Below are 15,798 nucleotides of genomic sequence, written 5' to 3'. Positions count from 1 at the left end.
ATGTTTGTTTTTTAAGTTTGATAGTGCCATAGTGTTTTTTTACTAGAAGGATCGTGAACATGAAATTTGGTTCTATTGCAGTGGTTTCGCTGATTGTGATGTTATTAACTGGTTGTACAACAATTAAAATTGAGGAGTCTCATTTTTTATACCCCGATAAAAAAATAACAATGCAGGAAATACAAAGTGTTGATGGTACTGCCATAACGCAAAAGGTAACTTTAACTACCTATGATGGCATCAGCCTTAAAGGTACCCTTATTAAAGTTGCAGATGCTCGCGCCACTGTAATTTACTTTGGTGGTAACCAGTTTCGCGTTAGTGTCGCTGGTGGAGAACCTGCCAAGCTAATTTTACCTTTTCAGGTAAATATTTTAATGATGGATCATCGTGGTTATGGGCTTAGTTCAGGAGTACCCAGCGTGGCTAATCTACAAGCTGATGCATTACAGGTGTTTGATTATGTAAAAGGCAGAGCTGACTTAAATCACTTGCCTGTTGTGATCCATGGCCATTCTTTAGGAAGTATGATCGCAGGTTATGTTGCCAGTCAGCGCAATGTTGATGCTCTGGTACTCGAAGGTAGTGTGACAAATGTTGAACAGATGACAGCAGCACGAATTCCGTGGTTTGCTAAACCGTTTGTTAGGCTTGAGTTTAGTGAAGAGATTAACCAAGTCGATAATTTAAAAGCGTTACAAGTTTACCAAGCACCGCTATTAATAATCACAGGTGAAAAAGACACACAAACTCCACCTGAGTTAGCGAGAGCTTTATATCAACACGCAAAATCTCAGCAAAAGCAGATTTACATCGCAAAGGGGAAGCATCATTCAGATGCGCTAACAGGTAAGCAATTAGCGACTCATTATGAGCAACTTTTAAAACAAATAACATTGAGTAAATCGTCATGAAAAAAATTGTTTGGATGAGTACGCTGATCCTAAGCTTGCTAGTTTTTACGCTCCTTAGTTTGTTAGTTACAAGCATTATTGTGCTTTTTAGTGACAATGATGTTTTAAGCTTTACTCAAAGTAATGGTGCGCATATGTGGATTGGTCTTGAAGTCAGCGGATCTTGGCAGGGAATAGCGCAAACATTGAGTGAGAGTGATTTTGATAGTGTTTTATGGCTTGGTCTTGTGCAATTGCTGCCATTTATTCTTATCAATATAATTTTGATTCGGTTATTTTTGCTCTACCGACGTGGGTCTTTCTTCGCTATTGAAAATATTCAATGTTTTAAATGGTTAGGTGGCGTATTATTGGCGCAATTTGCGCTAGTTGTATGCTATCCACCACTACTTATTACTCTTCTAAACTTTGCAACAGATACTGATTTGGGAAGAGTCGTGGTTATACAAGATACTGATATTATAGGTTTAGTGATGGGTTTAATTATTTATGTTATTGGTTGGATCATGGGTCAAGCACAGCAGCTACAAGAAGAGCAAGAGTTAGTGATTTAATGGCGATTATTATTGATTTAGATGTTGTGTTAGCTAAGCGAAAAATGAAGTCTGCAGAATTAGCTGAAGCGATAGGTATTACGCCACAGAACTTATCAGTTCTGAGGGCTGGGCGAGCTAAAGCTGTACGCTTTACAACCTTAGATGCAATTTGTAAGCACTTAAGTTGTCAGCCAGGTGATATTCTGCGTTTTGAAGATGATTAGCGCAAAATAAGCTTTGTTTGTTTAGTTTGAGAGTCTTTTAATAACTTGCGGTATTTTGCTGGCGTGATGTGCATTATTGCTTTGAATTCTTTGATTAAATGAGGCTGATCGGTAAAGCCACAATCTAATGCAATATCTGCAAAACTCATTTCAGGGTTAACTTTAATTGCTTGTTTAGCAAGCTTTACCCGGTATATACGCTCAAAATACTTAGGGGTGACACCGCATTGCTCCTTTACTTGCCTTTCGAGCTGGCGTTGACTGAGTGGGGCAAGTTGATAAGCGGTTTCGAGTGGCGTTAACTCAATAAGGTAGCGGATTAAGTGTTTTGAGTGCCTGTTACTGTGGTTAATATTTTTATTATCAGTAAAGTGGCGGCAAATAAACGCAACAAACGCTTCTAAGCTGGCATTATCTTGTAGGCCTTCGGCAATTTCACACAGCGATTGCTCAGCAAGGAGTGGATGTGCGTTTCGCTTAAGTTCAGACAATACGGTTGGGTTAAAGCGAATTCCGCAAAACTGCGCGTCGTATGAAAATGTGACTTTGGATGCTTGAGTTGATGTTTCTTGTATTGCATAAGGGGCAGCAAGCGGCTTGTCATCCAGTAAAACCTCACCAGTAACAGGAAACACAAGCCCTGTTGCACCGTCGCAGGCAAGCCATTGTTCACCTTGAGAGTGCGCTGAGGCATACCAAATAGCTTGTATGCTATCGGCAAGATAGCCCTGTGGGGTCATTAATTCGAGCGTTAAATGGTTACTCATTAAACTTTACTGTCTCTGTCGATAGTGGAAGTATCTTCAATTGTATGCCGTTGTGTCAATTTTTAGTCCAAGTCTAAGTTGCTTTATGGGCTGTTATTCGCACCATTTTTTTAATCCTGCTATGCTACGCCCATTAGCAATCACTGAGTATTTGAGATGATTAACGATAACGATGTAATCGAAACATTAGATGAGTTAGAAACATTTTTACGCCTAGTTGAAAATGGCGGTTTAGGGCTTGAGAATGTAGCTGGTGTTGCGCTTGCAACAAATAATAGCGATGGTCGCCCATTTGTTGCAGTACTTGATGATAGACATCAGCTACTACTGGGTCGTTACGTAAGCAATGATGTGTATGAAAATGGCAAAGATATGGTGCGTTATGGCACTAAAAAACCTCATTAATCATCACTGAGGCACTAGTTAAAGTGGGGCGAAGATGCCCCATTTTTATTGGTATAGGGCAAGTTCTCTGTGAATACTTAACACCAGTTCGCTAGGAATACATAACTGACTTGCCAATGTGTCTAAGTAGTGTTTAGAAATTGCTTGGTTTAAATCAATCGCACTGGCACTGGCTGCATATACTTCAATACCCATTTGTGCGTTTGGCACAGCGTCAACTAACTCGGATAGTTGCATTGGTTTTCTCAATTCATCGAACAGCATGGCCTTTTCTTGCACAGACAATTGCATTGTCTCAACTTGTGTGAAGATTTTTTGTCTTTCTGTTTCATCAATGTGGCCATCAGCATAGGCGGCTGCAATCATAGCGCGCATTAATAATAGTTGCCCATCACTATGATTATCGTCGATTGCATCACTAAATGACTGCTCAGGCAGTGTGGCTGGAGTAAAATCAAAACCACGCGAGCTCGTTTGCTGCACAGGAGCCGCTTTTTGTTCTGAATATTGTTTATAGGCTTTCCAGGCAAGCCCACCTACAGCAGCTAGCGCACCATATTTAACGGCTTTTTTACTGTTCTTTTTACTTTTTCCGCCCATTAAACTAGTTAGCCCGCCGCCAGCAACACCCCCTAAAAAACCACTCAGCGCACCTGATTTATTTAAATTACCCACTAACTTTTGTAAGTCTTTCATTGTTCTCTCCTTGCAGATATGTGCCCAGATTAGGCGATTTGAAATTAAAAGGAAACGAGATAAATGTTACAAAACACATCAGGTAACAATTATCTGTTTTAGGTGCTAACTTTCAGCTTGCTTAAAATACACTCAATACTATAAGTTAGGATTTCTGTTTGCTTATTAATAAGGAAAAACTCATGGCAGATAATTACACTCCACCCGAAGCAAGTCTTGAAATGGTATCTGAAAATAACTCAGGGCAGGGAAAGGTAGACAATTTACCCGAGGGTATTAAAGGCTTTAGTTGGGGCGCTTTTTTGCTAAGTTGGATTTGGGCAATTGGCAACAGCACATGGATTGGTTTATTAGCCTTAGTGCCTTATGTTGGTTTTATTGTGTCGATATATTTGGGCTTTAAAGGCCGAGAAATGGCTTGGCAGAATAAACGTTGGGATAGTGTTGAGCATTTTCAACGAGTTCAAAAACAATGGTCATTTTGGGGCGTATTGATCATTGGTGGCATATTTTTATTGGGTATTCTATCGGCAATATTAATACCTGCCATTCAGGCTAATGCCTAAATTATAAACAAAGCGAATCGGTATAAGAGTCAGTATTTACTGGCTTTTTTTATATCTGAAATTCAAACAACAGATTTAATTCCACATATGGCGATTATGTTTTTCATTCTTTATTTTATGATAATCGTAAAATAAAGTTTGACAATCATAAACCAGCTGCGTACTTTTTAGACTATGAAAATACGAATCAACCTAGATATAGAATTGGCAAAGAACAAAATGCAGCTGAAGGAGCTATCGCAGCGCATAGGTATTTCTATGACCAATTTATCATTACTTAAAAACGGAAAAGTGAAAGCGATCCGCTTTAGTACGCTAGAGGCTATTTGTGAAGAGCTCAATTGCCAACCGGGCGATATTTTGGTGTACGAACGTGATAGCGAATAACTTAACAACGCAACAGGATTTTGGAGGGCATATGTTCAACCGTGACTATTTAATACCAGGCATTGCAGCGGGGTTACTTGCTGTCATATTTCCCTTGTACTGGATTTCAGTTTTTGGTGAAACACTTGATGGCTTAGGAGAAGCACTTAAGCTTGACCTACAAAGTTTAAGCTTTTCAGACCTTATTTTTGTATTCATAGGTGCACTTGAGATATATGTGTACTTGAGCTTACGCAAGGCTCTTAAAGATATGTTTGATGTAGAAGGCGTTCGCATCTTGTTATGTGTATTAGCGGTGCTGGTATTGGCTTTTCATGCTACCGTTCTTTGTGATGTTTACCTTGCTGTTGTCGGCGATAAAGCATCGAACGACGTGATTGATAGTATTTTGGTTATTGCCATGGTGGTATCGGCTGGGAGTTTAGGCTTGTATGCGTTAGTTGGTTTAATCACAGCGGCTTTATTACTGACTAAGCGCCATGGTATTTCGTCACTACTTACGGTGTTTTCTATTCTACTGCTACTAATATGTATCCTACAGTTAACGGTGATTTTTGCTTATTTGAATTTATTTTTATTCCCTGCAGCTTTATTAATTTTAATGGTTTTCTTTATCAAAAAACCTGAACAGATCGAAGTAGTTTAGTTCGGTTTGCACAGCAAGGAGTAGGGTATGAACTGGTTTAAAACGATTTTGTTAACGCTATTTTTTTCATCTGCTTGGGCTGCGACCTGTTTGTATGGTGGTGTCAGTGGTTGGTTTTTAAAGCCAATTGCTGAGACTGGTAACACTGAGCAATTTATTGCCAACAGCAAGGCGTTGATTTCTGAAAACCAAGCGAACATAGCTTATGTTTTGATTGAAAGTGGCGAAGTGATTTTTCAAGATTACTCGAAAAGCAAAGATGAAATAACCGCAAATACGTTGTTCCCTGTGGCATCACTTAGCAAGTTTATTACTGCTTATGGCGTGATGATTTTGGCAGAGCAGCAGAAAGTTGACCTAGCTAAAGCAATACATGAACAACTAACAGTTTGGCAATTACCTGATTCAGAGTTTGATAATCAAAAGGTCAGCCTTGCTCATCTGTTATCTCATACTGCTGGGCTTAGTGATGGTTTGGGGTTTGCTGATATTCCTCTAAGTGAAACGGTACCAAGTTTACTTGAGTCGCTTGATAACCCGCTTTCATCAACGGGTGTGCGAGAAATTAAAGCCACGAAACCACCGGGCGATTTTCAATACTCTGGTGGCGGCTATCTGATGCTAGAGCTACTGGTAGAAGAAAAGACGAATCAACGCTTTGCAACTTGGATGAATGATAATGTCTTTAAGCCAGTCAACATGACTGATGCCAGTTATGATGTACTAACTGAGTTAGACAACATAGCACCTGCGTACGATAAAAGTGGGCAAGCTTCCCAGCACTTTCAATACGCATCGGCAGCGGCCACAGGTTTATTTGCAAGTAGCCATGACTTAATCGCTTTAGTGCAAGCATTAACATCACCTCAAACAGGGCAGTTAAGCCCGCAAATGATCACCACCATGCGAGAGCCATTAGGATTTAGCTTAGGAGCACCAATCTGGGGGCTTGGTACCATGCTTTACGCACCAACAGCGTCGGGAGATTTTGTGTTTGGCCACGATGGTGCAAATGAGCCGGCAATAAATAGCACGCTTCGCATTAACCCCGATAACAATGATGCAATCATCGTACTTAGCAGCGGCGGTGAACATATTGCATCAAAACTTGGTTATGAATGGACGCTTTGGCAAACGGGTTCCCCTGACTTTTTAGCCTTTGATATTGCCCTGCAAAGCGCTTTTGTACCTTGCTTAATAGGCCTTGGTATCATCTTGATAGGTATGATTATTGTGCGTTTCAAAAAAGCGAAATAAGTAATTGATGTTAAGTTTAAATTATTTTTCTGCTTTACCCGGGAATTAGTAGCATTGTCATTGTTCATTAACGTGAACAGCTATAGTATTTGCTTTAAATTGATTTATCAGGATAGGGCGCATGTTACGATTTTTTTCTATAGACCAAGGTGTAATTACAGAAACCGAACCAGCTGCTGATACGCCTCTTGTCACTTCTATTAAAAATGCCCACTGGATTGATACCATAAATCCAACAGAAGAAGAACGACAAGCACTGGCAGGCACCCTCAATATTACCTTACCCGGTGCTGATGATGTTGAAGAAATCGAGGCGTCTTCCCGGTGTTTTATCGACCATGAAGGCTTGCATGTGCATGCGCTTTTTATGTCACCAAATGAAGGGCGCTTTAATACGGTGACAGTGGCTTGTTTGTTACAAGACAACTGTTTGCTGACAATCCGTGATGATGAATTAGCCGATTTCCGTTTATTACGACTTCGTGCTCGAAAAGGGCAAGTGGCGTGTGATAATCCCAAGCAACTTTTAGTAACTTTGTTTGACCAAAAAGTCGAAAACCACGCAGATATGCTTGAAGACATGCACCATCAATTAGAAAAACTCAGTGCTTATGTACTTGAAGAAGACGACTCAGATTTAGAAGAAGCCGTCAGCCGAATCTCTCGTCTTGAAGATAACAACGGCAAGGTGCGTTTATGTTTGATGGATACGCGTCGGAATATCTCGTTTTTACTGCGCTACTTAGGAGCACCAACAGAAGACCGCGAATCACTGCGTGAAATTGTGCTCGATATTGATACCCTTATGTCTCACTGTACCTTCTTGTTTGATAAAGTGAACTTTTTAATGGACTCGACTCAGGGTTTTATAAACATCGAACAAAACCAAATTATCAAAACCTTCTCAATTGCCTCTGTGGTGTTTCTACCGCCGACCGTCGTCGCCAGTATCTATGGGATGAATTTTAACAGCATGCCAGAACTGCAATGGGCATGGGGTTACCCGTTTGCAATTGGCATTATGTTGCTGTCTGGCTTTGCACCTTACTTGTTCTTTAAACATAAAGGTTGGTTGTAATACCAACCCGCAATAATACTTAATCATTTTGAGGGATTAAACCTGTCGCTAACTGCGTTAAAAATTTCTCATTTAGAACAACTAAATAACGAAATTTTTGCCTTGTTATCAACGAGGTTTTATTGCCTCAAAATAGACTACTTAATTAAGCGGGTTGGTATAACAAAGCATAAAAAAGCCCAGCAAATGCTGGGCAAGGGGTCTTCGGATAGACCTAGGGGGTTTAGCCTTTCAATTCGCCGGTAGACGATTCAATATGCGCACGAACAAACCATTGGAATTGTTCTAAATCGGCCAGTTGGCCGGTGATCATATCTTCAGAAACTGGGTCTAGCTCACCAAGCTTTTCGATAGCTGCACGGTGGTCTTTATTGACGCCGTTGTACACTTTATCAAGTGAAGATAGATGGTCAGTCACTAAACCTTTACCAATTGAATAGTCTTCCCATGTACGGCGATCTACAATTGATTGTGGTGTGCCAACAGGTACGCCACCCATAGTTGCAATACGCTCTGCAATCGTATCAGTCATCTCTTGGACTGCGCTTACTTGCGGGTCGAGCATTTCGTGTACACCAATAAAATTAGGTCCAACAACATTCCAGTGAATGTGTTTTAAAGTGAGGTGTAAATCGATTAAAGCGACCATACGCTGGTCTAAAATAGCAATTGTGTCTGCTGCAGCTTGGTCTTTAACACCCGGTGCTGTAAATTCTGCGACTTTTGATGATGAATTACTCATTACTCCTCCGAGATTATCTATTAATTTCCTTTCGCTTTTAGTTTTAAAAGCATGTTTAGTTAGATAGAAGCAAACGTTATGCCTAAAAGAGATTTGTGGTTAAGTTGTTGAATTTATTTGGTTAGATTTTTTTTGTGTTTTGTTGCAGTAGCTATGGCTAAGGTGGAGTATGAAAACTCTGCACACCGAATGTAAAAAATTCAGTGTGCAGATATAAGTTTAAATTTAACGGCTTAAGAGAGTAATGCTGCTGCTAAGCGAACAAAGTCAGATGAGGTTAGAATTCCCACTAAGTTGTTATCTTTATCAACTACAGGCATGCAGCCGTGGCGATTTTCGACAAAGAACTTAGCGACGTCATGCAACGGTTGCTCTGGCGAGATACTGGTAAAATCGGTAGCCATGATATCAACTACTTTGGTTTGTTTTTCTTTGCGTTCAAGGGCGCTGGCGCTGTAATTAGCCATGATATTCATTACCTGAGCAATCATGATTTTTTGCGTTAACATGCCAACTAAACCACCGTGCTCATTGATCACTGGGATATGACGGACATTCTTCTCTTTCATTAGGTTATGAGCGTCATGCAGTGTATTTTGTGCACTAATAGCAAACGGGTCTGGCGTCATCAAATCACTAACTAGGTGTGTCATTGCTAAATCCTTTCAATTAATCAAGTTGTTGTAAGTCTAGTCCTTATCTAGTTAATTGCACTTTAGTGAGATCAAAGTTTTAGTGATTAACGGTGCAAGTACCAGCATTACTTTGCTGGCAATAGTGAAAGTCTAAATAATAGTGAGACTTAGCGGGTCGCTCACCTTTAGTTAGGTACTGATACATCAATTCAGCAGACAGACGGCCCATTTCAAATGGGTTTTGACCAATGTTAGCCGATGATAATCCTTGCTGTAATACGTCTAATTGCATTTGCTCTGTATCGGCAGAAACAATCACCACGTCTTTATTGGCAATGCGCTGTTTATGTTTAGCAATTACGTTTGCATAGTTAGGGTTAAATTGGGCAAAACCTGCTACAGCTAAAAATAGTGGTGGATTTTCGAGGTTAAGAAGTTTGTCGAGCTGGCCGAGGGATACCTCTCGCTTGCCTAAGCTATACAAAGGGCAGCGATCAAACTCACTCCAGCCATTTTCACCACTTAAACGTTTATCTTTTTGCCCTGATAATGCATAGCGCACACCTTCAATACGCTTGTTTAAATTAGGTGTCGTTGAATGCCCTGACTGAATACACACTTGGTTGGTTGTTTTGTTAGTAAATTTTTTTAATTCGTTGCCTAACGCAACACCATAATCAAAATTATTAGTACCTACATAGGCTAAACGATATTGCTGATCTTCTTCGAGCAGATCAGAGTCAAAGGTAATTACAGGAATGTTGTTATCTTTAAGCTGTTTAAGAGCTCTTGCAACAAGATAATTAGAGTCTGTGGTTGCGATTAATAAACCACTAATATTGTTTCTACGAATGAGGTCGGTGATCACTAACACTTGGGTGCGAATATCTTGAAAGTCTTTAGGGCCGTCGTAAATACATTCAAAATCGAGATGTTGTTTTGCAAATTGCTCACAACCACGAAAGGCTTGCTGATAAAAGCTATCGTTCTTGGTTTTACCCACAACAGCCACCACATATTTGGCCTGAATTGGCAGAGCAAAAAGCCAAAAACAGGCGCACAAAAACACCCAGTTTAATTTAAAATTTAATAATACTTTTAAAGACATAGCACTACATATTGCAATTTTATTATAAGCTCGAACTAATTATAGTGGCCTAGCTAGAATTTACCAGAGAGCTATTGTATGAACTAACAAGCTTTAACATATAATTAAAAAGCCTTTATAAGGAAGTACTTATTTTTGCTATCTTTTATGATTCAAATGGAGTGGCTATGATTATTTATAAATACTGGCAGCAATTAACAAAACTTTGGCAAAAAGCGGCTTTTTTATGGGGGGCTTTTTTTATTTTATTTAATGCATACTGCTTTTTTTGGCGCCATTTAACTGCAGGAGGCCAATATCAGTTTATGGACTCACAGGTTTTTTGGTTCAAAGAGTGGGGGGCTTTATGTGCTTTAAATATTGCATTGGTGGCTTTTGTTGATTTAAAAGGCAGAGTCCGTAATAACGTATTTGTTTTTATTATCGCGTGCACAGTTGCTATTTGTTCATTGGTGATCTTACGTATTTTTATTGATTACTCTTTTTATGGTTATGCAATTGCAGCGTCATTTATCCAGCTTTTACCAAAGTACTTAATAGCGTGTTGCTTAGTTTTGGCGTTGTGGCGATTATGCAGCATGTCGTTTTTGCCACAAGCGAAGCAAGATAAGCCAGAGAAAGGTCCACCTAAGTATATTGAAATAAACCACAAAGGGGTTGTTAAGAGACTTTCTCCAGAATCAATATTATTTATTAAAGCTGCAGGCAACTATGTCGAAATACAAACATTATCTGAATGCTTTTTAAAAAGAGATACCATCAAAAACAGCCAAGCTCACTTGCCTTGCTATGAATTCAAGCAAGTGCATCGCAGCTACCTTGTAAACTTAGCCCACATTGAAGATTTTAATCTTCATAAAGCAAATGCAACTTTACAGATGAAACTAGGGTTTAGCATTCCTGTTAGCAAAACTTTTAAGCCTGCTCTAGCAAATGTATTAAGTGAGTCGAGTGCATTCGTCACAGAATGATGGCTTTCGTCACAATCTTATTTAAAACAAAAGCTTAATCTTTACTATTAAGTCATGAATATAGTTTTTAAGGATAAAGTTCATGACAAAAAAGACACAGAAAACACATAAGATTTTGCACTGGCTAAGTGCGATATTAATTCTGAGCGTACTTGTGTTGGGTTACTACATGACCTGGGTGACTGATTACAGCTTGTATCATTGGCATAAATCAATCGCGGTGATCATTGCTATCATCTGGTTATTAAGGATAGTTTATAGGCTCTATCAGCCGTTTCAATCTGCCATACAAACGAGCTTAACTAAGTGGCTTCATTTTTATCATTGGGGCTTGCTAATCTTGCTAGCTGTAATGTTACTGTCAGGTGCTTTTTATAGTGGTTTTGGCGGTTTTGGTATTGCTGTTTTTTCGTGGCAATTAATTGCTAGTAATTACAATGAAACGGGTCAGGCCGTTGCGTTTAATGCTTGGTTAAGCGATTTTGGCTGGCAAATTCATATTTTATCTGGCTATTTGTTATCAGCGGCCCTTTCAATCCATATTTTAGCGGCGCTTAAGCATCATTTCATAGATAAAGACGCGACCTTAAAGAGTATGCTTTAAGCGTTTATTTTAATTTGGTTTCGACAATTATTTTTTGCCGCATAAACGTGTTTAGTTGTAGTCTTATTAATTAGCTCTCAGTCGGCTATGGCTAACAGTTTATGTGGTTACTGCCAATGGCTATGTACGTAATGCAGTAAAGCTACCCAGCAAGGGTGATAACTTTACCAGCTACAGCAAAGTGGCTGAGCTGGCAGGGCGTAGGTATGTTCATTCGCAGGTAAAAAACACCATTGTTGATGCCTACCAAGCGCTCCAGAAATCCCATCCAGATAAACGATACAAATATGCTGAAACGGGCTTAGTAAATGGCGGGAAATTTAGCCCGCATAAAACCCATCAAAATGGCTTGTCGGTTGATTTTATGACACCTGTTGTTGACGAAAAGGGCAATCAGTTCATTTGCCAACTCTCGTTTTCAATCGTTTTGGCTACGACATTGAATTTTATGAACAAGCCCAGTTTGAACAGTTCAAGATTGATTACACCGCTTTAGCAGCTCATATTTTTGAGCTGCATACATCGGCAACAGCAAAAGGTTACGATCTTTGGCGCGTGATCTTTGACCCAACCCTGCAAGCTGGGCTTTATAAAACCAAATATGCTAACTATTTACTAGAGCATATTCAGTTTTCTACTAAACCATCTTGGGTGCGACATGATGAGCATTACCACGTTGATTTTTTAGTACCGTGTGAAAAATAGTCTTCAATTCATTACGGTTAGATTTGTTTATTAGATTATACGGTTTTAGTGAACAAGCAACTGATAGCTGATAAAGTACGTTGCGCAAAACATGGATGTTTCTACTTGTGCCACTTTTAAGTAAGTCCCCCACGTTTTCTTTAAGAAAAAATAGAATCATGCCTCCGTTTATATTTAACATGCTTAAAGCCTCACTGTGCACATAGCTTAAGCATTTTAATTTAGAATTAACTATTAAATATAGAATTTAAAAATATGAAAAAATTAATACAAATCTTTGCTATTTTATTCTTTGTATCAACTTTAGCTGCTTGTATGACAACTTATAACCCTGTTCCTCAAGGATATCAGGGCGAAACTGCAACTATAGATGACACCTTCAGAACCATGGCAACTAGTACAGGACGGTTCTTTTACTTGAGTAAAGTGAATGGTAAAGATGTCAATAATGCTATTAGGGCAACAAACCAAGCAACTTATGGGCAAGGTATGGTTCTGTCACCTGTTGGGTTTAGTCGAAAAGTACCTGCAGAGGAAATGACACTAACACTAGTAGCGCAGGTCCATCATGCCGCACCTATTAACTATATGTTTAATTCAGGAACGAATTACATTGTTACAGGTGATGTATCTTTTATTCCAGAAGCAGGGCAAAGCTATCTAGTAAAGGGGTATTTGAGTAGTGACTTTTCTTCTGTTTGGCTTGTAAATAGCGCTGGTGAGCAAGTATCTGATGCTGTGGTTTTAAAAGGTGATCCTGATAAGAATGCAGCTATAATCGCCAAATTAGTTAAGGGTAAAGTTGTACTTCCCGAGCCGCCAAAAACGCAAGCGACTATTAAAAAGCAGGTTGCTATCACAACAGAGTCATTTGATAACCCATTGTTTTTTCTTGAACAGGGGCTAAGCGCGGAAGCTATAATTAAGAAGTTAGGTGAGCCTGATCATATTCGTTATATTGAAAAAGGCTTTTTTAATAACAAGCCTGAAATACAAATATTTCATTTCACAGATCTTGGTAGTGTTCAAATGGTTAAGTCACCTGCTGATGGGCAGTTTTACTCAAAGTTAACTTATAATGTTAATAGCCAAGAGCATTACCAGTTTGTTGATGTAGTGAACCAAGCTGATGGTACCGAAACTCAAATCCTTGGTAAGAAATTTTATAATATCGGTGTTTACAAAGAGCAATACCTAGACGCATTAGCGAATAAACTCTGGCAAAATAAATATACTGTCGATGGGCGTATGTTAGATGGTGTCGCGTACTATTGTAAAATTATTGCCAATGCACAAACGATGCGTTACCAAGCTATGCTAAAAAGCCTTGTTGCAGATAAAGATGTTCCTTCAAAGTTACGTCGTCATTGTAAAGCGGCCAAAAAAGACATAGACAAATTAAAGCTCGCAACTGTTGAACAGTTTGAATTTATGTAGTTTAGATCCAAGCCAATTCACTTAATCAAGTGAATTGGTATTTCAATCATAATAATCACTTAAAACAAACTAAACATCACTGAAGCAATTAATAGTATTGCCATTAGGTAGTTAAATGCTTTTAAGCGCTTTGGGCTGGCAAGCCAGTGTTGCAGCTTTTCGCCAAGTAAAGTCCACGAGCTGACACATGGCAGGTTAATTAAGCCAAATACGAGGCTTACGATTAACACTGAGGTGAGGTTTTTGTCTGGGGCATACAAACTAACCGCGCTTAACGCCATTGCCCACGCTTTTGGGTTCACCCATTGAAATAGTGCAGCCTGAATAAAAGTAAGTGGCTTACTTTCACTACTGGCTTTTTGTTGTGCATTACTTGTGGCAATTTTAAACGCCAGATAGAGTAAGTAAGCAATGCAAAATACTTTTAATATCAAATAGCTTGGTGGAAACAAATCAAATAGCTGCATGATGCCAAGGCCCACCAAAACCAGCATAAACATAAAGCCAAACTTCACGCCAAGTAAGTGTGGCATGGTTCTTTTAAAGCCAAAGTTAGCACCTGAGCTCATCAACATTAAGTTATTCGGTCCTGGGGTAATTGATGACACCAACGCAAATAATGCCAAGGCTGTTAAAATTTCAAAACTCATTACTATTTCTCCATTTAAATTATGATGCAATTATAAGTTGTAATATGCACAATTATTGCGCTTAATGTTGTTATTGATATTTGAAATTCACAATCAAGAATGAAAAAAGACAAAATTAACGATAGAATATTGCGCGAGCTTAAGCGCAATGGCCGAATTGCCAATGCAGAGCTGGCAGAAAAAGTGGGTTTATCGCCATCAGCATGCCTTCGTAGAGTGCAAGAATTAGAAAAGCTTGGGGTTATTGCGGGGTATCGAGCGGTTATTAATAATCAGGCCGTTGGCCTAGGATTTATCGCTTATGTTGGGGTTGGTTTAAATGAGCACTCAACAATATCTCAGCGAGCATTCGAACAAGCTCTTGAGTTTATTGATGAAGTAAAAGAGTGCCACAATGTAACTGGCTCGTTTGAATATTTGCTGAGAATTGAAACAGCAGATCTTAAGTCCTATAAAGCGTTTCATGCTGATGTACTTGGCTCTATCCCACAAGTAAGAACCATTACAACTCATGTCGTGATGGAATCACCCAAGGATGAACGCGCTTAATATAGAGTTTGTACCTTTTTTGTTATTAATTTATTGCGAGCTACCAGGCCTTAGACTAGAATCTTCGCGTTAAAATAATAATTTATAAGGAAATTAAGTGAAAACGTTAAAGCCTCTTTTGGCGTTTATAGCTTTAGGTTTATTAGCTGGCTGTCAATCTACAACCGAAACAGGTGTATCGATGGCCCGCTTTGAGAGCCCCGAGATCAACAGTGACCCCTTTCATTTTCGTGCAACCGTTGGTTCTGATACAAGCAAGATTATTGCTAAAGATACCAGTGAGAGCACATCAACGAGTACCGCGTTAACTACTTCGATGAGTATGACCTTAGGTTATTCGACGGAGCTTAGCCTAGGTGCAGGTATTGGCGGCGATCATGATTATGAAAAATACGCTATTAAGCATCAGTTTTATGGCAGCCCTTTAGAGTCTGCCGCCGAGAAAAACCTCTCTATGGCGGTTAGCCTTGGCTATATTCGCAGTAAAGATGCGGGGTATGGTCCACTATTAGCGGGTAATTATGATGACGATACCTATGATTGGGATTTGTCGCACGATACTTATGATATTGCACTTATTTCAGGTTACCGTTTAAGTTCAAAAGCCTTGTTATATGGCAGTGTCTTTTATCAAAAAGGCTCTATCGATGTTGATTATACGCAGATGTATTATCTTGCCAGCGAAGAAGGGGCTATGTTAACTCGAGCATGTAGTGATACGCCAGAGCAATGCCTTGATTTTAGCGCTGATTACGACGGCCACAATGCCGGTGTCAGCATTGCTCTTGAGTATGCATTCACACATTGGTTCGCCATTACAGGTGAGGCGGTCTATAAATCGATGAATTGGTTTGATCGTAGTGAAAGTGAGACTGCAGCAAATGTAAACTTTGAATTTAGGTTCTAGGTTCGGCTGTTCGA

Annotated in this window: 22 protein-coding genes; 16 read left to right on the top strand and 6 right to left on the bottom strand. The window is 39.4% G+C overall.

All coding sequences use genetic code 11. The features are described from left to right. The first annotated feature begins 59 nt into the window (after positions 1-59). Genes HCZ11_RS07310 through HCZ11_RS07300 form a run of 3 tightly spaced genes read left to right on the top strand, consistent with a single transcriptional unit; the run spans position 60 to position 1,674 of the window. Positions 60-914, top strand: coding sequence for an alpha/beta hydrolase (locus HCZ11_RS07310; RefSeq protein ID WP_167658056.1), 855 nt, complete (start codon positions 60-62; stop codon positions 912-914). Beyond that, on the top strand, positions 911-1,468 hold the full coding sequence (locus HCZ11_RS07305) for a DUF2975 domain-containing protein (protein ID WP_130050893.1): 558 nt from the start codon (positions 911-913) through the stop codon (positions 1,466-1,468). The genes HCZ11_RS07310 and HCZ11_RS07305 overlap by 4 nt, the downstream gene beginning before the upstream one ends. Further along, positions 1,468-1,674, top strand: coding sequence for a helix-turn-helix transcriptional regulator (locus HCZ11_RS07300; RefSeq protein ID WP_130050894.1), 207 nt, complete (start codon positions 1,468-1,470; stop codon positions 1,672-1,674). Before HCZ11_RS07305 ends, HCZ11_RS07300 begins: the two co-directional genes overlap by 1 nt. Here HCZ11_RS07300 and HCZ11_RS07295 read toward each other — a convergent pair. Further along, complete coding sequence (locus tag HCZ11_RS07295; protein ID WP_167658055.1) at positions 1,671-2,441, bottom strand: AraC family transcriptional regulator; 771 nt, start codon at positions 2,439-2,441, stop codon at positions 1,671-1,673. The genes HCZ11_RS07300 and HCZ11_RS07295 overlap by 4 nt on opposite strands. 156 nt (positions 2,442-2,597) lie before the next feature. On the opposite strand from HCZ11_RS07295, the gene HCZ11_RS07290 reads away from it, so the two are divergent. Continuing rightward, positions 2,598-2,846: a hypothetical protein gene (locus tag HCZ11_RS07290; RefSeq protein ID WP_130050896.1), complete on the top strand. Its 249-nt coding sequence runs from the start codon at positions 2,598-2,600 to the stop codon at positions 2,844-2,846. Positions 2,847-2,891: 45 nt separating this feature from the next. On the opposite strand, the gene HCZ11_RS07285 is transcribed toward HCZ11_RS07290, so the two are convergent. After that, a complete protein-coding gene (locus tag HCZ11_RS07285; protein WP_167658054.1) occupies positions 2,892-3,542 on the bottom strand; it encodes a tellurite resistance TerB family protein in 651 nt (216 codons plus the stop codon). Between the two features lie 182 nt (positions 3,543-3,724). Between HCZ11_RS07285 and HCZ11_RS07280 the strand changes: the two genes are divergently transcribed. The 5 genes from HCZ11_RS07280 (at position 3,725) to corA (ending at position 7,476) form a co-directional block, all read left to right on the top strand. Then, positions 3,725-4,108, top strand: a complete 384-nt coding sequence (locus HCZ11_RS07280; protein ID WP_167658053.1) for a hypothetical protein — start codon at positions 3,725-3,727, stop codon at positions 4,106-4,108. A gap of 174 nt (positions 4,109-4,282) precedes the next feature. Further along, positions 4,283-4,495 (top strand): helix-turn-helix transcriptional regulator, encoded by a 213-nt coding sequence (locus HCZ11_RS07275; RefSeq protein ID WP_130050899.1) that lies wholly within the window; start codon positions 4,283-4,285, stop codon positions 4,493-4,495. A 31-nt stretch (positions 4,496-4,526) separates the two neighbouring features. Then, complete coding sequence (locus HCZ11_RS07270; RefSeq protein WP_130050900.1) at positions 4,527-5,141, top strand: hypothetical protein; 615 nt, start codon at positions 4,527-4,529, stop codon at positions 5,139-5,141. Between the two features lie 27 nt (positions 5,142-5,168). After that, entirely contained in the window at positions 5,169-6,398 is a 1,230-nt protein-coding gene (locus tag HCZ11_RS07265; RefSeq protein ID WP_167658052.1) for a serine hydrolase, read from the top strand. Between the two features lie 121 nt (positions 6,399-6,519). After that, on the top strand, positions 6,520-7,476 hold the full coding sequence (gene corA / locus HCZ11_RS07260) for a magnesium/cobalt transporter CorA (RefSeq protein WP_130050902.1): 957 nt from the start codon (positions 6,520-6,522) through the stop codon (positions 7,474-7,476). A gap of 223 nt (positions 7,477-7,699) precedes the next feature. Here the strand turns inward: corA and dps are convergent, their stop codons facing one another. The 3 genes from dps to HCZ11_RS07245 all read right to left on the bottom strand — a co-directional run bounded on the left by dps (position 7,700) and on the right by HCZ11_RS07245 (position 9,961). Continuing rightward, on the bottom strand, positions 7,700-8,218 hold the full coding sequence (gene dps, locus HCZ11_RS07255) for a DNA starvation/stationary phase protection protein Dps (RefSeq protein ID WP_130050903.1): 519 nt from the start codon (positions 8,216-8,218) through the stop codon (positions 7,700-7,702). Between the two features lie 233 nt (positions 8,219-8,451). Further along, positions 8,452-8,871 carry an HPP family protein gene (locus tag HCZ11_RS07250; protein WP_130050904.1) on the bottom strand — a complete coding sequence of 140 codons (420 nt, stop codon included), beginning with the start codon at positions 8,869-8,871 and terminating at the stop codon, positions 8,452-8,454. Between the two features lie 79 nt (positions 8,872-8,950). Continuing rightward, positions 8,951-9,961: a substrate-binding domain-containing protein gene (locus HCZ11_RS07245; RefSeq protein ID WP_167658051.1), complete on the bottom strand. Its 1,011-nt coding sequence runs from the start codon at positions 9,959-9,961 to the stop codon at positions 8,951-8,953. A gap of 167 nt (positions 9,962-10,128) precedes the next feature. Between HCZ11_RS07245 and HCZ11_RS07240 the strand changes: the two genes are divergently transcribed. The 5 genes from HCZ11_RS07240 to HCZ11_RS07225 all read left to right on the top strand — a co-directional run bounded on the left by HCZ11_RS07240 (position 10,129) and on the right by HCZ11_RS07225 (position 13,678). Continuing rightward, complete coding sequence (locus HCZ11_RS07240) at positions 10,129-10,932, top strand: LytTR family DNA-binding domain-containing protein (RefSeq protein WP_167658050.1); 804 nt, start codon at positions 10,129-10,131, stop codon at positions 10,930-10,932. A gap of 82 nt (positions 10,933-11,014) precedes the next feature. Next, the gene (locus tag HCZ11_RS07235; protein WP_167658049.1) at positions 11,015-11,536 is read left to right on the top strand and encodes a cytochrome b; all 522 of its coding nucleotides are present in this window, start codon (positions 11,015-11,017) and stop codon (positions 11,534-11,536) included. A 103-nt stretch (positions 11,537-11,639) separates the two neighbouring features. Then, positions 11,640-12,032: a penicillin-insensitive murein endopeptidase gene (locus HCZ11_RS19625; RefSeq protein ID WP_368484044.1), complete on the top strand. Its 393-nt coding sequence runs from the start codon at positions 11,640-11,642 to the stop codon at positions 12,030-12,032. Then, positions 11,939-12,241 (top strand): hypothetical protein, encoded by a 303-nt coding sequence (locus HCZ11_RS19620; RefSeq protein ID WP_254869126.1) that lies wholly within the window; start codon positions 11,939-11,941, stop codon positions 12,239-12,241. Before HCZ11_RS19625 ends, HCZ11_RS19620 begins: the two co-directional genes overlap by 94 nt. Before the next feature lie 255 nt (positions 12,242-12,496). Further along, positions 12,497-13,678: a hypothetical protein gene (locus tag HCZ11_RS07225; RefSeq protein ID WP_167658048.1), complete on the top strand. Its 1,182-nt coding sequence runs from the start codon at positions 12,497-12,499 to the stop codon at positions 13,676-13,678. Between the two features lie 59 nt (positions 13,679-13,737). Here the strand turns inward: HCZ11_RS07225 and HCZ11_RS07220 are convergent, their stop codons facing one another. Continuing rightward, positions 13,738-14,328, bottom strand: a complete 591-nt coding sequence (locus HCZ11_RS07220) for a LysE family translocator (protein ID WP_167658047.1) — start codon at positions 14,326-14,328, stop codon at positions 13,738-13,740. Between the two features lie 99 nt (positions 14,329-14,427). Between HCZ11_RS07220 and HCZ11_RS07215 the strand changes: the two genes are divergently transcribed. Together HCZ11_RS07215 and HCZ11_RS07210 are read left to right on the top strand one after the other, a co-directional pair. Beyond that, positions 14,428-14,877, top strand: a complete 450-nt coding sequence (locus HCZ11_RS07215; protein ID WP_167658046.1) for an Lrp/AsnC family transcriptional regulator — start codon at positions 14,428-14,430, stop codon at positions 14,875-14,877. Positions 14,878-14,974: 97 nt separating this feature from the next. Then, positions 14,975-15,784: a hypothetical protein gene (locus HCZ11_RS07210; RefSeq protein WP_167658045.1), complete on the top strand. Its 810-nt coding sequence runs from the start codon at positions 14,975-14,977 to the stop codon at positions 15,782-15,784. The last annotated feature ends 14 nt before the right edge of the window (positions 15,785-15,798 follow it).

The sequence above is a fragment of the Pseudoalteromonas sp. HF66 genome (genome assembly GCF_011806445.1).
Lineage (GTDB): Bacteria > Pseudomonadota > Gammaproteobacteria > Enterobacterales > Alteromonadaceae > Pseudoalteromonas > Pseudoalteromonas apostichopi.
The sequence above is the reverse complement of the archived record's forward strand: the minus strand, read 5'-3'. Positions and strand labels throughout refer to the sequence as shown.

Coding starts and splice junctions, on each gene's coding strand:
- dps (WP_130050903.1), bottom strand. CDS start 8,218: ATGAGTAATTCATCATCAAAAGTCGCAGAATTTACAGCACCGGGTGTT.
- HCZ11_RS07300 (WP_130050894.1), top strand. CDS start 1,468: ATGGCGATTATTATTGATTTAGATGTTGTGTTAGCTAAGCGAAAAATG.
- HCZ11_RS07250 (WP_130050904.1), bottom strand. CDS start 8,871: ATGACACACCTAGTTAGTGATTTGATGACGCCAGACCCGTTTGCTATT.
- HCZ11_RS07275 (WP_130050899.1), top strand. CDS start 4,283: ATGAAAATACGAATCAACCTAGATATAGAATTGGCAAAGAACAAAATG.
- HCZ11_RS07280 (WP_167658053.1), top strand. CDS start 3,725: ATGGCAGATAATTACACTCCACCCGAAGCAAGTCTTGAAATGGTATCT.
- HCZ11_RS07270 (WP_130050900.1), top strand. CDS start 4,527: ATGTTCAACCGTGACTATTTAATACCAGGCATTGCAGCGGGGTTACTT.
- HCZ11_RS07305 (WP_130050893.1), top strand. CDS start 911: ATGAAAAAAATTGTTTGGATGAGTACGCTGATCCTAAGCTTGCTAGTT.
- HCZ11_RS07290 (WP_130050896.1), top strand. CDS start 2,598: ATGATTAACGATAACGATGTAATCGAAACATTAGATGAGTTAGAAACA.
- HCZ11_RS07240 (WP_167658050.1), top strand. CDS start 10,129: ATGATTATTTATAAATACTGGCAGCAATTAACAAAACTTTGGCAAAAA.
- HCZ11_RS07225 (WP_167658048.1), top strand. CDS start 12,497: ATGAAAAAATTAATACAAATCTTTGCTATTTTATTCTTTGTATCAACT.
- HCZ11_RS07235 (WP_167658049.1), top strand. CDS start 11,015: ATGACAAAAAAGACACAGAAAACACATAAGATTTTGCACTGGCTAAGT.
- HCZ11_RS07310 (WP_167658056.1), top strand. CDS start 60: ATGAAATTTGGTTCTATTGCAGTGGTTTCGCTGATTGTGATGTTATTA.
- HCZ11_RS07215 (WP_167658046.1), top strand. CDS start 14,428: ATGAAAAAAGACAAAATTAACGATAGAATATTGCGCGAGCTTAAGCGC.
- corA (WP_130050902.1), top strand. CDS start 6,520: ATGTTACGATTTTTTTCTATAGACCAAGGTGTAATTACAGAAACCGAA.
- HCZ11_RS07285 (WP_167658054.1), bottom strand. CDS start 3,542: ATGAAAGACTTACAAAAGTTAGTGGGTAATTTAAATAAATCAGGTGCG.
- HCZ11_RS07265 (WP_167658052.1), top strand. CDS start 5,169: ATGAACTGGTTTAAAACGATTTTGTTAACGCTATTTTTTTCATCTGCT.
- HCZ11_RS07220 (WP_167658047.1), bottom strand. CDS start 14,328: ATGAGTTTTGAAATTTTAACAGCCTTGGCATTATTTGCGTTGGTGTCA.
- HCZ11_RS07295 (WP_167658055.1), bottom strand. CDS start 2,441: ATGAGTAACCATTTAACGCTCGAATTAATGACCCCACAGGGCTATCTT.
- HCZ11_RS07245 (WP_167658051.1), bottom strand. CDS start 9,961: ATGTCTTTAAAAGTATTATTAAATTTTAAATTAAACTGGGTGTTTTTG.